General features: G+C 47.3%; 15 protein-coding genes. 4 read left to right on the top strand and 11 right to left on the bottom strand.

Annotation, left to right across the window (positions count from 1 at the left end; genetic code table 11):
* Positions 1-90 precede the first annotated feature (90 nt).
* Complete coding sequence (xylA, locus tag MHB71_RS29665; protein WP_338707031.1) at positions 91-1,407, bottom strand: xylose isomerase; 1,317 nt, start codon at positions 1,405-1,407, stop codon at positions 91-93.
* 198 nt (positions 1,408-1,605) lie between these two features.
* On the opposite strand from xylA, the gene MHB71_RS29660 reads away from it, so the two are divergent.
* Positions 1,606-2,772 carry an ROK family protein gene (locus MHB71_RS29660; RefSeq protein ID WP_338707032.1) on the top strand — a complete coding sequence of 389 codons (1,167 nt, stop codon included), beginning with the start codon at positions 1,606-1,608 and terminating at the stop codon, positions 2,770-2,772.
* 147 nt (positions 2,773-2,919) lie between these two features.
* The gene (locus tag MHB71_RS29655; protein WP_017692236.1) at positions 2,920-3,117 is read left to right on the top strand and encodes a hypothetical protein; all 198 of its coding nucleotides are present in this window, start codon (positions 2,920-2,922) and stop codon (positions 3,115-3,117) included.
* A gap of 139 nt (positions 3,118-3,256) precedes the next feature.
* Here MHB71_RS29655 and MHB71_RS29650 read toward each other — a convergent pair whose 3' ends face one another.
* Both MHB71_RS29650 and trxB read right to left on the bottom strand, forming a co-directional pair.
* A complete protein-coding gene (locus MHB71_RS29650) occupies positions 3,257-3,487 on the bottom strand; it encodes a glutaredoxin family protein (RefSeq protein ID WP_036606936.1) in 231 nt (76 codons plus the stop codon).
* 61 nt (positions 3,488-3,548) lie between these two features.
* The gene (trxB, locus tag MHB71_RS29645; RefSeq protein WP_047841589.1) at positions 3,549-4,490 is read right to left on the bottom strand and encodes a thioredoxin-disulfide reductase; all 942 of its coding nucleotides are present in this window, start codon (positions 4,488-4,490) and stop codon (positions 3,549-3,551) included.
* Positions 4,491-4,746: 256 nt separating this feature from the next.
* Between trxB and MHB71_RS29640 the strand changes: the two genes are divergently transcribed.
* Positions 4,747-5,478 (top strand): ZIP family metal transporter, encoded by a 732-nt coding sequence (locus tag MHB71_RS29640; RefSeq protein WP_036606933.1) that lies wholly within the window; start codon positions 4,747-4,749, stop codon positions 5,476-5,478.
* A 122-nt stretch (positions 5,479-5,600) separates the two neighbouring features.
* Here MHB71_RS29640 and MHB71_RS29635 read toward each other — a convergent pair whose 3' ends face one another.
* From MHB71_RS29635 to kduI, 7 genes are all read right to left on the bottom strand, one after another.
* The gene (locus tag MHB71_RS29635; RefSeq protein ID WP_340028351.1) at positions 5,601-6,410 is read right to left on the bottom strand and encodes an alpha/beta hydrolase; all 810 of its coding nucleotides are present in this window, start codon (positions 6,408-6,410) and stop codon (positions 5,601-5,603) included.
* A gap of 132 nt (positions 6,411-6,542) precedes the next feature.
* Entirely contained in the window at positions 6,543-8,558 is a 2,016-nt protein-coding gene (locus MHB71_RS29630; RefSeq protein WP_340028350.1) for a heavy metal translocating P-type ATPase, read from the bottom strand.
* 421 nt (positions 8,559-8,979) lie between these two features.
* Positions 8,980-10,287: a homocysteine synthase gene (locus MHB71_RS29625; protein WP_340028349.1), complete on the bottom strand. Its 1,308-nt coding sequence runs from the start codon at positions 10,285-10,287 to the stop codon at positions 8,980-8,982.
* Positions 10,288-10,526: 239 nt separating this feature from the next.
* Entirely contained in the window at positions 10,527-11,372 is an 846-nt protein-coding gene (locus MHB71_RS29620) for a sugar phosphate isomerase/epimerase (RefSeq protein ID WP_340028348.1), read from the bottom strand.
* Positions 11,373-11,409: 37 nt separating this feature from the next.
* A complete protein-coding gene (gene kduD, locus MHB71_RS29615; protein ID WP_340028347.1) occupies positions 11,410-12,162 on the bottom strand; it encodes a 2-dehydro-3-deoxy-D-gluconate 5-dehydrogenase KduD in 753 nt (250 codons plus the stop codon).
* Positions 12,163-12,239: 77 nt separating this feature from the next.
* On the bottom strand, positions 12,240-12,998 hold the full coding sequence (locus MHB71_RS29610) for a DeoR/GlpR family DNA-binding transcription regulator (RefSeq protein WP_340030240.1): 759 nt from the start codon (positions 12,996-12,998) through the stop codon (positions 12,240-12,242).
* A 221-nt stretch (positions 12,999-13,219) separates the two neighbouring features.
* On the bottom strand, positions 13,220-14,059 hold the full coding sequence (gene kduI / locus MHB71_RS29605) for a 5-dehydro-4-deoxy-D-glucuronate isomerase (protein ID WP_340028346.1): 840 nt from the start codon (positions 14,057-14,059) through the stop codon (positions 13,220-13,222).
* Between the two features lie 196 nt (positions 14,060-14,255).
* Between kduI and MHB71_RS29600 the strand changes: the two genes are divergently transcribed.
* A complete protein-coding gene (locus MHB71_RS29600) occupies positions 14,256-15,149 on the top strand; it encodes a MaoC/PaaZ C-terminal domain-containing protein (RefSeq protein WP_036668045.1) in 894 nt (297 codons plus the stop codon).
* On the opposite strand, the gene MHB71_RS29595 is transcribed toward MHB71_RS29600, so the two are convergent.
* Positions 15,146-16,318 carry an acyl-CoA dehydrogenase family protein gene (locus tag MHB71_RS29595; RefSeq protein WP_340028345.1) on the bottom strand — a complete coding sequence of 391 codons (1,173 nt, stop codon included), beginning with the start codon at positions 16,316-16,318 and terminating at the stop codon, positions 15,146-15,148. The two genes, MHB71_RS29600 and MHB71_RS29595, sit on opposite strands and share 4 nt — an antisense overlap.
* Positions 16,319-16,336 lie beyond the last annotated feature (18 nt).

Here is a 16,336-nt window from a genome sequence, read left to right as displayed (position 1 = left end):
TGCATAGGCAAGCTTGGATACTAATGATCAACACATATGAGTTGAGTAACAATCGGTGGTCGACGTTCACCAACCCTGCCTAATCCGCTATTAGTCAGCCAAGATGTACTGGTTGAGTTGTGCTCTCAGCAATTCCTGACGTCCGGATTGGTTTTTGCGTGGGCTTTCGTTGTTGAGTGCATACTCAGCAAGGGAAGCCAGTGTTGCTTTACCTGCAACCACATCTGCACCGATACCTTCGCTGAAGCTGCTGTAACGTTTTTCGATGAAGTCATCGAATACGCGATCTTCAATCAACTTCGCTGCTACTTTCAGACCTTTTGCATACGTGTCCATACCTGCGATGTGTGCCAGGAACAGATCATCAGCTTCGAAGGAACCACGACGTACTTTCGCGTCAAAGTTCACACCACCACGGCCGATACCGCCGTTTTTCAATACTTCATACATTGTCAATGTAGCATCGTACATATCAACCGGGAACTCGTCCGTATCCCAACCGATCAACATGTCGCCTTGGTTCGCATCGAGGGAACCGAGCATACCGTTTGTACGAGCAACGCGGATTTCGTGATCAAATGTATGACCAGCCAGTGTAGCATGGTTCGCTTCCAGGTTGAGTTTGAAGTGTTTGTCCAAATCGTATTTTTGCAAGAAAGCAATCGAAGTTGCTGCATCATAATCATATTGGTGTTTCGTTGGCTCTTTTGGTTTAGGCTCGATCAGGAATTGTGCATCAAAGCCAATTTCCTTCGCGTAGTCTACAGCCATGTGGAACATGCGAGCAATGTTGTCTTGCTCCAGTTGCATGTCTGTGTTCAACAACGTGTCGTAACCTTCACGACCGCCCCAGAATACATAGTTTTCAGCGCCCAGACGTTTACCAACTTCCAGACCTTTCTTGATCTGCGCTGCAGCGTGAGCGTACACGTCTGCGTTGCAAGTAGAAGCCGCACCAAACATGAAGCGTGGGTTCGAGAACATGTTCGCCGTGTTCCAGAGCAGTTTTTTGCCGCTGGATTTCATATGATCTTCAATCAGATCAACAATCGTATCAATGTTGCTGTAGAACTCACGCAGGTTGTTGCCTTCTGGTGCAATGTCCACATCGTGGAAACAGAAGAACGGGAGATTCATTTTTTCCAAAAATTCAAATGCCGCTTCCACGCGTACTTTCGCGAGGTCCAGACCCGAGTATTTATCCCACGAACGAACAGCTGTCTCCGCACCAAACGGGTCACTGCCGCCTGCAGTTAATGTATGCCAGTAAGCCATGCCAAAACGGAAATGTTCTTCCATCGATTTGCCGGCTACCACTTCTTCCGGATTATAATGTTTAAAAGCAAAAGGATTCTTGGAATCTTTACCTTCAAATGCAATTTTATTAACGGATTCAAAATAGGCCATGTGTAAAATGCCTCCTCAATAGTTTTAAGAAATCGTTTACACCGTTATCCTATCACATCGAATTTACTTTGTCTATTGGTTAAACAAAGTAAAATAAAATTGTTTTTTACATGGTTGTTTACGCTATAATAGTCGAATAACTTGTTTCGGATGTGGGTCAGAACCCTTTTATCAGAAGAATAGGAGTGCCTTAACCATATGAAAATTACCGGAGACCAGATGCTGGTCAAAAAAATAAACAAGTCGATCGTTCTGGATACGATCCGGCGCCATGCCCCTCTTTCTCGCGCACGAGTGTCCGAGGTTACGGGGCTGAACAAAGCAACGGTATCCAACCTGGTTGCTGATCTGATCAGTGATGACCTGGTGCAGGAGATTGGCCCTGGGGAATCCAGCGGCGGACGTAAACCACTCATGCTGCTGTTTCGAGGGACATCAGGCTATGCAGTCGGTCTGGAACTCAGTGTGACCCATTTGAAAGGCGTGCTTACAGATCTGGAAGGACACATCATTACAGAGTACGCAGTGACCTTGGAACATCATGACGTGTCCTCTGTACTGGAGCAATTGAAATTGGCAGCAAAACAGCTCATTGAAGCAGCTCCTGCTTCCCCTCATGGAGTCATTGGGATTGGCATCGGGGTGCCCGGCATGGTGGATGAGGCAGGAACGGTCCTGTTTGCACCCAACTTGGGGTGGGAGAAGGTAGCTCTGCGCTCGATGCTTGAAGAAGAATTTCAACTGCCTGTAACGATCGATAATGAAGCCAATGCTGGTGCCCATGGAGAGTTGAATTTTGGGGCAGGTATCGGTGTACGTCACATGATCTACATCAGTGCAGGCATGGGGATTGGTTCAGGCATCATGGTAGATGGTGAATTATACAAAGGCGCGTGGGGCTACGCAGGAGAAACAGGCCATATGTCCATTGAAGCGGAAGGTCTGCCCTGCTCCTGTGGTAATCGTGGTTGCTGGGAGTTGTACGCATCGGAAAAAGCCTACGAGCACCCGGATCACCAGCTAAAATTACCTGCTCATACCACACGAGAGCTTATTCATCATGCGGAGCAAGGCCACGATGCTGTTCAAGAATTATACAACACGATTGGACGCAAACTGGGGATTGGCATTACCAATATCGTTAACAGTTTCAACCCGGAACGTATTATCATTGGCGGTCCGCTCTCTGAAGCAGGTCCCTGGATTGAAACAGCGTTAAAACAAGTTGTGGAGGAACGTACATTACCTTATCACCGCCGCAGTTTGCAGATTGAATGGGCAGCTCTGGGCAGCCGTTCCACCCGCGTTGGTGCCGCTTACTCTGCGATATCCCAGTTTTTAGGTAAAATTAGGGTGTCTGTCTAATAACAGATGAAAATTGACATCATTTCGCCCCATTTCCTCCCTTTTTGTTAAAGAAATCCAGATGTATAATGGGGTTATGTGATTTTTGTCATGGCTGTGTGAATCAAGCTGTGTTAATTCCGATAACGAAACGGAGTGAAAAAAAGCGTGACCTACGTGGATACTTCAGATATCTCGGCGCAAATGTTTGTCACCGTCCTCCTGTTCCTGATTGTGCTTGCGCCCCTGTTCAGCCTTGGCATACTCCGATTGTTCCAGAGCAAAAAGAAGGCTGGTTTCATGTACATGCTGTCAGGATTGCTGGTGTATGTTGTATTTCAGACTTTCATGAGTATTTTTTTCTAGATCATATTCCGCGTTTGCACAAAAAACCGTACCCTTCCGGGTACGGTTCTTTCTATATCCTAACGGCTCGCGAAAACCGGAATTGCATATGAATCGAAAATTTCTTTCAACACATGATGATTCAGATAATCAGCCTGATTTAAGCGTCCAATGCTTTGGCAAATTGAGTTTTGTTCATACCCAGAATGCGGTGTTCACCAATGACAGTCAATGGCACGGCACGTACACCCATGTCCCATACTTGTTGTGCAAATTCATCGCTAGTTTCGATGTTGCGCTCTTCATAAGAGATACCTTTGTCAGCCAGGAACGTTTTTACGGATTTGCAGTTCGGGCAGTTGGTAGATGTATATAAAATTACGTTTTCCATGTTTAATTCACCTCATATGTTTTTTATTAATCTATCGTTTGGTTGGAATCAGCTCATTCTATTACAGAACAACTGCGCTGTGCTCCAAGCTCTCAATGTATTTCTCTGTGTCCATGGCAGCCATACATCCGCTACCTGCAGCTGTAATCGCTTGTTTGTAACGTGTATCCTGAACGTCACCACATGCAAATACGCCTGGGATGTTTGTCTCGGATGTACCTGGTGTAGTCAGGATATATCCATGTTCGTCCGTAGTGATCTGTCCGCCAAGGAAACCAGTGTTTGGAGTGTGACCAATAGCTACGAATACGCCGCTTGCTGGAATCACTTCTTCTTCACCTGTTTCGTTGTTTAACACTTTCAATCCGGTTACGCCGTTGTCGCCAGCAAGTACTTCGAGTGGTGTACGGTTCAAAGCCATTTCTACTTTTTCGTTGCTGCGTGCACGATCCTGCATGATTTTGGAGCCACGCAGTTCTTCACGACGGTGTACCAGTGTTACTTTGGAACCGAAACGGGACAAGAAGCTTGCTTCCTCAAGAGCAGAGTCGCCACCGCCGATAACGATGATTTCTTTGTTACGGAAGAAGAATCCATCACATGTTGCACATGTGCTGACACCGCGGCCTACATTCGTTTCTTCGCCAGGGATACCCAGGTATTTAGCAGTTGCGCCTGTGGACAGGATCAATGTTTCCGATACGAGTTCACCCATACCTTCAACTTGAATCTTGAATGGACGCTCGCTCATGTCGATGTTGTTAACCCAGCCTGTACGGAATTCAGCACCGAAGCGCTCAGCTTGTTTACGCATGTTATCCATCAGTTCAGGACCCATAATTCCATCAGGGAAACCTGGGAAGTTCTCCACTTCAGTCGTTGTTGTCAGTTGACCACCAGGTTGTGGTCCTTCAATAACGAGTGGGTTCAAGTTGGCACGTGCCAGATAGATTGCTGCTGTCAGCCCTGCAGGGCCTGTTCCAATAATAATTGATTTATACATGTATAGTTCCTCCCCCGGGTTCTGCAAAAAGGTTAGACCCTCCGGCATCAAAAGCTTAGGCTTTTGCATACACTAGAACGAAAAGCCCACATCATGTCCACAAGTCCTGCCTGTGATATGACAATGGCCCTATGCAGAAACGGAATTCTAATTTATAATCATTCTAATCTGTTGTTCATTATGATCTCTTTTATGTACGGTGTCAATGCTCGGCAGCGATTATGAAGAAGTCTTCATCAGGAGGGAAAATGGAAGCATGAACGATGCACTCATTGGCAGTTTTATATCAGCCATGTCTACCGGCCTAGGGGCCGTACCGATTCTATTTATGCGCAAAATATCACACCGTCTGCGTGATATCTTGCTGGCATACGCCGCAGGTATTATGACCTCGGCCTCGGTGTATAATCTCATTCCGGAAGCGCTTGGCCAATCGAATCTCTTTGTACTTGCATTTGGTATTATGCTTGGTAGCCTGGTTCTACTGGTGCTGGAGATGAAGATTCCACACGTCGATCTGGAGAATCCCGAGAAAATGCCTTTTAAAATTGAAACCAAAGCCTTCATGATTATTGCAGCCATCACCATGCATAACCTGCCGGAAGGGTTATCCGTTGGAGTCAGCTATGCAAGCTCGGATGAGAACCTTGGCAATCTCATTGCCTTTTCCATTGGATTGCAGAATGCGCCGGAAGGATTTCTGGTGGCCCTTTTCCTAGTAAACCAGAACATTGGCCGCTTCAAAGCGCTGGGTATTGCCACCCTGACCGGAGCGGTAGAGATTATAACAGCTATGATTGGTTACACCTTGAGCAGTCTCGTAGCTGGTCTTGTGCCTTATGGTCTGGCCTTTGCAGCCGGTGCGATGATGTTCATTGTTTATAAGGAACTTATTCCCGAAAGTCACGGCGATGGCAATGCACGTGTGGCGACGATGTCCTTTTTGCTCGGGCTCATCACGATGATTGGTCTGACCGAACTGTTTTAATTGAAGACTAAAGAACCCGGCGAACAGTCCAAGACTGTCGACCGGGTTCTTTGTTTAGCCACAAATGAAGATTCCATGAAATTACTGGGATCGTCTGTCAGAGGTATTATGCCCTCTCCTGATCAGGATTGGATGAAACGAATCAGTTCCGAATTGAATTTTTCCAATTCATCATAGAATGCACCATGACCACTCTCTTCAAAGGCAATCAGCTGAGACGAAGCGATGCCTTGGTGCATCTGCTCGGCGAACTCAAACGGACAGATCTCATCTTTTTTCCCGTGCAAAATGGCTGTTGGCACTTGAATGGAACTCAGGTCACCTCGCAAGTCCTCATCCCGCAACGCAATTGCACTGCGAATGGTACCATAAGATGAAGCTTCCATGCCGAGGGCGTGGAACCAATCCATGAATGGCTGACTGTGTTTCTTCGCGAAGAACATGCCGCCAAACGTCTCCAGCAACTTCGGACGATCTGCAAAGATCGGCTCAATGATCTGCTCGTTCAGCTGCTCTGGAGTCAATCCATACGGATAACCTTCACGCTGTGTGAACACAGGTGCTGCCGCAGATAACAAGGCCAGCTTGGAGACACCATATCCTTTATGGCGAGCCATGTAATGTACTGCGATCGCTCCACCCATGGAGAATCCTGCGAGTACGGCGTCTTTCAGCTCCAGATCATCAATAACGGCACGAACATCGTCTGCCATGCGATCATAATCATATCCTGTGGAAGGCTTATCCGATAAGCCATATCCTCTAAAATCTATCGCAATGGCACGAATGCCATGGTTCGGCAGTACGTTCAATTGGTATTCAAACATTTTATAATTAACAGGCCAGCCGTGCAAAAAGACAACCGGGGTTCCTTCGCCAATATCTTCAACATATACTTTTACATTTGGTTCCACTTGTACATAACGTCCCATATTTCACAGCTCCCTTAGTATCGAATCGTCTCTTCGAATCATTACCCGCTGACCCAAGGTTCAAACGTAAGCTGTTCCACCAGCCGCATACTACCAGCGAAACCAATTACTCATTTTCCTCTTCAAATCTGATTACCGTAGCAGTCTAAGCCCATTTAGAATAACCAGAATTGTACTGCCTTCATGACCTACCACACCCAGAGGCAATGCGACGTCTTGGAGGAAGTTACCCGCAATTAAGGCCAGAATAACGGTGATGGCAAAACACATATTCTGTTTCACCGTACGCTGAGCTCGCCGGGCCTGCCCAATCACCCAAGCAATCTCTTCAATGTTATCGTTCATGAGTACCGCATCAGCCACCTCCAGTGCAGTTCCGCTGCCGGACAATCCCATCCCCATACCCACAGTAGCTGCTGCAAGTGCCGGTGCATCATTTACACCATCCCCTACCATCAGCACAGGACCATACTGTTTGCGGAGTGCTTGGACCTGCTTCACCTTATCTCCAGGCAGCAAGTCTGCATAGACCATGCTTACTCCAGTTTCACGCGCAATTACAGAAGCTGATCGGGCTCGATCACCTGTTAACATCGCAACTTTTACACCCATCGCTTCAAGCTTTTTCACTGCAGCTGCTGCCTGTGGCCGTACCGTGTCCCGCATCGCGATCAGCCCGACCAATTCACCATCAGCCATAACAGCGGATACGGTTTTCCCCTCCCCCTCAAGACGGGAGCATACATCACCCCACTCAGAAGAACCCTTCACATGGTTAGCACCATGTTCATCTGGATCATCAACGTTGCTGTCTTTCATCTCCTCTGACTGCAACGATTCCATTACATTTGTTTTGCCAATGCTCCAGACCACATCGGTTACCGTTCCTTCGATGCCCCAGCCTGTTAGAGCCTGTACGTGCTCTGCTTCCTGAAGTGTAATGTTTTCCTTGTTCGCCTGATCTACGATGGCACGAGCTAAAGGATGCATGGACAGGTTCTCAATCGCCGCTACTGCAGCTAACAGCTGGGTATGATCTACATGTTCAGCCGTAATAATATCGGTGACTTGCGGGGTGCCCATGGTCAATGTACCTGTTTTGTCAAAAGCCACGACCCGCGTGCGAGCCATATTCTCCATATGGGCACCACCCTTAAAGAGAATGCCACGGCGGGCGCTGCTGGACATCGCGGACAGCATAACAGGCATGATGGAAGACACCAATGCACAAGGCGAAGCAACAACTAGAAATACCATCGCTTTATAAAATGCCTCATTCCATGTCCAGCCAAGCAGTAGTGGAGTTCCTGCAATCACAAGTAAAGTCACCCCTACAACAATGCGTGCGTAAATTCCTTCAAACCGCTCCATAAAACGCTGGGAATCCGGCACTTCTGCCTGCGCTTCTTCCACCATTTTAATGATTTTGCCGAATAGTGACCCTTCAGCCGATTTTGTAACCTCTACGTATAAGGCACCCTCACCGTTTACCGTACCTGCATAGACTTCATCCCCCGCAACTTTGTCCACAGGCAGGGATTCTCCAGTGATGGACGACTGATTGATAAAAGAACTCCCCCGGTACACGACACCATCTGCTGGGATGAGTTCTCCCGGTTTGACCAACAGCAGATCACCAGGTTCCAGATCATCAATAGCCACGAGGTTCATCTGTCCGTCCTCAATACGCAGTGCAGTCTCCGGCTTCAGCGCGAGCAACGATGAGATATCCTTATGGCTGCGCTCTGTCGCATAATTTTCCAACGCACCACTGAGTGCAAAAATAAAGATTAGCATCGCGCCTTCATTCCAGTAACCAATGGCTGCTGCCCCGAGGGATGCGGCAATCATCAGCAGGTTTACATCCAGATCACGTTCCTTGACCAGTGTCTCGATACCTTCCTTCGCTTTGGTCCAACCGCCAACGGCATAGGCCACAATGTAGAGCATGATGGATAAGGTACCAAAATACGGTGCAGTTCCCCAGGCAATCAGCATCAACAGCCCGCTGCCCAATGCAGATTGCATCTCTTTATTCTGCAACATGGCTCGAAAATCAGGCTTACGTCCCCGGTTTGGGCCTGGTGTTTGGGATAAGCGCTGTTCCGCTTGTTTCTGTCTGTGTAGTGGTTGATGTATCGCTTGCATATGAATCACGTTCCTTTCGAATGGTAGGTTTGCGGATGACGAGTCTGCTAAATTCCGCTCCCAAAAATGAAGTTGTATTGAGAATGAGAGCCATTGTTAATGCCCTAAAAATGACACATGCTGCTGCGGGAATCCCGCAGCAGCATGGTTTTGTGAATGATTTTGACATAATCTCGAATGAGAATGATAATCATTTTTGCGCTTATGCAATTGTTTTTACTCAATACAACTTTTAATCAGTATATGCCTGTGATCCACATTTGTAAATGGGCTTTTTTCGATGGATAGTCATACATGCGTGTTCAAAAAGATAAAAAGCCGCTGTCCCGGAGGACAACGGCTTTAACCATCTATTGATATTCGTGAGACCTGCTTATGACCTATCGCTTAAGTGATTGTTCGCACATTCACCCCATGCCATTTACGCGCTTACACTTGCTCCCTGACTTGCTTTGATGGCTTGCTCCAGATCATAGATAATGTCTTGAATGTTCTCCGTACCCACAGACAGACGAATCAACTCCGGATTAACCCCTGCTGCAGTTTGTTCATCTTCGGTCAACTGCGCGTGAGTTGTACTTGCCGGGTGAATAATCAGTGACTTGGAATCGCCCACGTTTGCAAGGTGAGAGAACAGTTTAACACTTTCAATCAATTTGCGACCTGCGTCCGCACCACCTTTGATTCCAAAGGTCAGAATCGCACCCTGCCCTCTTGGCAGATACTTTTGTGCAAGCTCATAAGAACCATGGCTCGGCAGACCTGCATAACTTACCCAAGACACATCCTCATGTTTCTCAAGGAATTCCGCAACCGCAAGGGCATTGCTACTATGACGCTCTACACGCAGATGTAATGTCTCCAGTCCTTGAATCAGCAACCATGAGTTGAATGGAGAGATCGTTGCACCCAAGTCACGCAGAAGTTGTACACGAGCTTTGATAATATAAGCAATCGGTCCAACCGCTTCCGTATATACTACACCGTTATAACTGGAGTCCGGCTCCGTCAATCCAGGGAACTTGCCACTTGCTTTCCAATCAAATTTTCCGCTATCCACGATTACGCCACCAATGGATGTACCATGACCCCCAATGAATTTCGTTGCAGAGTGAACAACAATATCTGCGCCATGTTCGATTGGACGAAGCAGGTACGGACTTGGGAACGTATTATCCACGATCAAAGGAATTCCATGTTCATGAGCGATGGCTGCCACCGCTTCAATATCCAGTACATTCCCCTTCGGATTACCGATCGTTTCGGCATACAATGCTTTCGTTTTCTCTGTAATCGCTGCCCGGAAATTCTCAGGATCACTGGAATCCACAAATTTCACGTCTATACCCAATTTCGGCAAAGTCGTCGAGAACAGATTGTATGTACCTCCATACAAACTCGCCGAAGACACGATCTCATCGCCTGCACCAGCAATATTCAGAAGTGAAAACGTAATGGCTGCCTGACCAGAAGCTGTAGCCAGCGCCCCAGCTCCGCCTTCCAACGCCGCAATCCGTTGCTCAAACACGTCGGTTGTTGGATTCATCAGACGGGTATAGATGTTGCCAAACTCTTTCAAGCCAAACAGGTTAGCTGCATGCTCGGTATCCTTGAATCCATAGGATGTTGTCTGATACAAGGGTACAGCTCGTGCGTTGGTGGTTGGATCAATCTCCTGGCCTGCATGAATTGCCAATGTTTCAAATGAAAGCTCACGTTCGTTTGACATAAATCTGAATCCTCCCTTGATATATACGTTCTTTAAGTTCTTGATGTCTTCGCATGGTGGCGTATGTTTTCCATATTCTCTCACAAGATGTCGCATTTGAAAAGACTTATTTCCGATTGTTCCGATAAGAAAAATTAAATATGTACATTATCGATTTCTATACCAAAAAAAACCTTTGCACTCGCAAAGGTTTTTCAGCTACTTTGGCTTCGGTATGCAATACCTCATCCCGGGTTTGGTTAGACCCGAACTGCACTCCATACTTCACGCAAATGTTTGGCCGCAGGTCCAGCTTCCTCCGCAGTTACGCCTTCAAGTGAGATATCGATATGTGGCTTATACGTTTTTAGCAATTCAAAAAATAACGGGTAATCCAGTATACCTGCCCCAGGTACCGGATTGAATTTCTCTCCCTGTGCATCGAAGGCTACGTCCTTGGCATGGATCACAATCATGCGCTGATACAGCGATTCCATCACCTCGCGCAAGAAAGCCCCTTGATCTGCAGCATGTGGTTGCTTGATCAGATTACACGGGTCGAACAGCATCCCCAGATTGGATGAAGGAATCTCTTCAAACAATCTCGTCATATGTTCATGGGTATGAAGAGTATGTGTGGACACAGGCTCAATCGCCGCATGCACGCCCCACTTCTCCGCTTCCTCAGCCAACTCCTCAACCGTTTCTTTCAGCACACTCCACGCCTTCTCTTCATATCCATCCGGGTGCGTACCCTGATAGGTGGTCCGTTCTCCGGTTTCCGTTGCAACCATACTGCAGCCAAAATCCCGCGCATAACGCAGATGCTCCTTGAATCGATCAATGTCCGTACGCCTTGTTACCGGATCAGGGTCAATCGGATTAATATAACAGCCCAGTACCGCAATCTTCACCCCGCGCTGTGCAAATTGATCTCCAATCTCATTCGCTAGCCCCGGGCTCAGCTTCCCATTCGATGAGTCCACATCTGATAATGCTTTGGCCAGCGCCAGCTGTACGGAATTAAATCCGTTATCCGCAATCGTCTGCGCAAGCTGTGCTGTAGGCTGTTTGCCAAATGTATGTGCCAGAATACCAAGTTTCATCTCACTGCCTCCTTATGCTAATCCGATGATCAAGTGATTAACGTGCCATCCAGCCGCCATCGACATTCAGCACATGACCATTCAGATAATCCGAAGCGGCAGATGCCAGAAAGACAACCGGGCCTTTCAGATCTTCAGGTGTTCCCCAGCGCCCCGCAGGAATACGGGCTGTAATATCCCGGTAACGATTCTCGTCCGCACGGATCTGGGTAGTATTATCGGTTTCCATATAACCAGGTGCGATACCGTTAATCTGGATTCCCTTCCCTGCCCATTCATTGGCGAGTGCTTTGGTTAAACCGGCAACGCCATGTTTACTGGCTGTATATCCTGGCACGTTGATCCCACCTTGATAGGACAACATGGATGCAATATTAATGATTTTGCCACTTCCGCGTTCAATCATATGTCTGCCTGCCAATTGGCTTAGGAAAAATACAGTGTTCAGGTTCAGACCAATTACATCATGCCAGTCCTGCACTGCATGATCAGCCGCAGGTGTGCGACGAATGATTCCGGCATTGTTGACGAGAATGTCAACTCTGCCCTGGAACGCAAGCGCCTGTTCGAACACAGCCGACAACTCATCTTCACGACTTAAATCCGCTTGAATCACATAAGCTTTGCGTCCGAGTGCTTCAATGGCACTTGCCGTTTCCGCAGGTTTGGAATAAGAGACCAGCACCACATCAGCACCTGCTTCTGCCAAACCAATGGCCATCCCTTGTCCAAGTCCTCCCGAGGTACCTGTCACCAGTGCAACTTGTCCGCTTAAATCAAATGGGTTCATGAATGATTCCTCCGCATGGTTTTGATATGCAATCCTTAGATCCGTCCGTTCTTTAATCCCATGAATAATGAATGAGGTTAACTTTGATAATCCACTGTGACACCGCTCTGCTCGTATAAAGCAACCGTCTCTTCATCCAAACGACTATCGCTGATAATGTAGTCCAGTTCCGAACACTGGGCGAAAGTTCGCAGTGCAAATTGTCCGAATTTATAATGATCCACAACGCCGTATACTTGCTGCGAGGCAGATATCATTGCTTTTTTCAAAGGAACCAGATCTCCCGTGTATATGGATAATCCAAATTCCGGATGAAGGGCTGTGGTGGATATAAAGGCTTTATGAATGTTAAGACTGGATATAAACGCAGCCGTATCATCCCCAACCAGCATATTCCGTACACGAGCCCCGCCAGGCACAACCAGTCGCACTTGCTCCTTTTTGGTCAACTCCGCAATAATGAACAGGTCATTGGTCACCACCGTCAGCGGTTGATTATCGAGACGTTTGGCCATCTCCAGCGTAGTGCTGCCACCATCGAGAGCAACGATATCTCCAGGTCGAATGTAAGCAAGGGCACGTTCAGCAATCTCCGTCTTCTCCGAATGATGCTTCTCGGTAACTCCGCGGCTATTCAAGATGCCATACTGGTCATTCTGAGCCAGCATAGCACCACCATGGACACGTACGAGCAGTCCCATACTCTCCAACTTGTCGAGATCCTCTCGCACAGTCTTACCCGTCACCTGCAACAACTCACTCAGATCACTGACGGTTACTTCCTGGCGTTCCAGCAGAGCCTCCATAATTTTTTCATGTCTTTTCAATGGATTCATCATAATCAACTTCCTATATTACCTGAGTTAAATGGTAGTTTCGCACTTACACTTCGGGTACAGAAAACCTTCCGATCACTCTTATCCCCATATTTCCTTTGATCCCTTATTTAAAGGGAGAAATCTGGTGATAAAGGCGCACGCTTCGCTTCTTCTGGTCCTTTCTGTACCCTCCGTTCTAGTGTCTACCCTGTCAATTTAACTCAGACATCTGTAATTTATTATTTCAGGTCTTTCATCGCTACGCCGTCCATATCTTCGAACGTCTGGTTCTCACCAGCCATCGCCCAACAGAAGGTGTAATTGCTTGTACCCACACCACTGTGAATGGACCAGCTTGGGGAAATGATCGCCTGGCGATCACGTACAACTAGATGGCGCGTCTCGTTCGGCTCCCCCATCATGTGGAATACAACACCGTCTTCAGGCAAGTTCCAGTACAAGTATACTTCGGAACGGCGGTTATGGGTATGTGCAGGCATCGTGTTCCACATGTTACCCTTGTTGAGTTCGGTAATGCCCATCACCAACTGACAACTCTGAATTCCGCCTTCTCCTTGGTGAATGTAACGATAGATCGTACGCTCATTGGAAGTTTCGATGCTGCCCAGATGATTTGGCTGAGCTTGTTCTTGTGTTGCTTTTACCGTTGGATAGGTGTGATGAGCCGGTGTGGATACAAAATAGAATTGGGCAGGTTGAGCCTTGTCACTGCTTGTGAACACAACTTCCTTCACACCTCTACCGATGTAGAGACATTCCTTCGCTCCAATCTCATAGCCTTGTCCATCCGCCGTTACTGTTCCATGGCCACCTACATTAATGATACCGATTTCACGACGCTCCAGGAAAAAGCTCGTTCCGATATCTTTCAGGTTCACTTCAAGGGTAATGTCCTTGCTCTCAGGTACAGCCGTTCCCACAATATAACGATCCACATGAGAATACACCGTTACCAATTCATCAGTTGCAAACAGTTGCTCCATCAAAAATTCCTCACGCAGGCGAGATGTATCATACGTTTTCACTTCATTGGGATGTGCAGCATAACGATTTTCCATTATTAATCCATTCCTTTCGTCATTTAAATTAGTTGGGATTGAGTTTGATAATGTTCATATAAGTTCATTTTAGTTCATTATGTATCTTTTGTGTACCTTTATTTTCGAAAAAGTAATTTATGTGATAAAACATTTATGATTCTAACTGCCTTCGATATAATACAAGACATGGTCAGTCAAAGGAGAGATGCAAGTTATGGATTACCAATCGTGGATCGGAGTACCTACTCCTCCCAAGAAAATGGTTATTACCACAGATCAGATTGTCCAGTTCACACAAGGCTTTCCAGAAGAATTTCGTCCCGACGCAAGATCCATTCCTCTCACCTTTCCGATGATATGGTGGCAACAGACACACTTACCCTGGATGGAGCTTCCTGGGAAAATTATGATCCATGGCCAACAATCGTTTACATACGAACGTAAATTGAAGTATGATGCAGCTTTATTTTACAGGATTGAACTTGCAAACGTACGCGAAACAACTGGATCTTTGGGGAAGATCCAGCTCCTTGATTGTACAATGAAGGTTACGAACGTCATGAAACAACCCGTACTCGTTGCTAACACCACATTAATACTTCTAGACTCTCCAGCGTTGCAGCCTTCGTACTCCGAACTCGAGCCTGTGTATCCGCAATATCCCTCGGAGATTTATTATCAATGGGATGGGAAACACCGTCTCTCATCTGGTGAACTCCTGTTCGACGCTTGTCTTGGAACCATAACCAGTGCTATGCTCATCGCCTATGCAGCCGCATCGAACGATAACAACCCAATTCATCTGGATGTTCTCAAAGCACATGAAGCAGGTGCACCTCGCCGAATTGCACAAGGTATGCTTATCGGTGGCATGATTGGAAACCGACTACAAATGCTGGGGTTGGATAACTGGATTCTATGCGATATAAAATACCGATTTCGCTCACCCGTGATGGAAGGGGACGTCGTCCGTGTCCTCGTGAGTGTCATCAACACGGATAACCTCTCCCATCTGGCATGCAGTATCACAGTCTATATTGAACATCGAGCGGGTGTTCCTTCTAACTTGCTAGCCTATGAAGGATCCGTTCGTTACACGGCCCGTTAATCCCACTCTCCAATTCGGACATGACCCTTAAGCAGATTGCGGGAAATAATCATGCGTTGAATCTCGTCTGTGCCCTCGAAGATTCTCCATACTCGCATTTCCCGATACCAACGCTCGATCGGCAAGTCCTTCGAATATCCGATTCCACCAAAAATCTGAAGGACCCGATCCACAATATCGTTTGCTCTACCTGCACCGTACAACTTGGACATCGTTGCATGATGTCTTGCATCCAGCCCCTGATCCACCCTCCAAGCAGTATATAATACCAGCCATTTCAGAGCCTCCAGCTCAACCGCAGAGTCGGCAATCATCCATTGGATGCTCTGCCGACTTGCCAACTGCTCTCCAAATGTCGACCTTTCTTTAACGTAATCAATGGCCATATGGATCAGCCTGCCAGATGCACCCACAGCAATAGCCGGAATCACCCAACGCCCTCGACTGATCCACTGCATCGCTGTTGTTAATCCCTGCCCCTCTTCACCGAGCACATTTCCGTTTGGCACGAACACTTGGTTAAACGTAAGTACAGAAGGACTTTTATCCCCACCCATCGTAGGAATCGGCTCTGACGTCCACCCCATGTCCCGGTCCACCAGAAAGCAAGTGATCCCTTTGCCCGGCTCTGCCTGGACATCAGTCACTGCAAAAACAATTGCAAAATCCGCCTCGTTCCCGTTTGTGATAAATACTTTCTCTCCATTGAGTACCCAGCCATCCGCCACACGCTCAGCCCTCATCTGAATTCGACTTGCATCGGAACCTGCCAAACGCTCCGTTATTGCAAAACAGGACTGTCTCTCGCCCGCAATAACGGGAAGCAAATACTTGTTCTGTTGTGCCTTGCTGTTGCAAAGGTACAGAATATTGTCCGCTTCCCCCCCGAAGACAAACGGAATACATGTGCGTCCTAGCTCCATTTTCAGGAGTGCACTAGTGACCGTCCCAAGATTTGCTCCCCCATACTCTTCTGGTGTCTCAATACCCCATAGGCCCTGTGTTTTCGCCTTTTGTTGAAGCTCTCTAATCTGTCTAAGTTCGATTCCGGGTCTTCCCTCACGCTCGTTACGCAATAAATCAGGTTCCAACGGAATCAGTAGCTCGTCCACAAAATGGCGTGCGGCGGATTGAATCTGCTTCTGTTGCTCTGTCAATTCAAAATTCATGTCAACCTCCCGTATAAA

This window comes from Paenibacillus sp. FSL H7-0940 (assembly GCF_037979415.1).
Taxonomy (GTDB): Bacteria; Bacillota; Bacilli; order Paenibacillales; family Paenibacillaceae; genus Paenibacillus; species Paenibacillus amylolyticus.
This window is presented reverse-complemented; position numbering and strand designations above follow the sequence as displayed.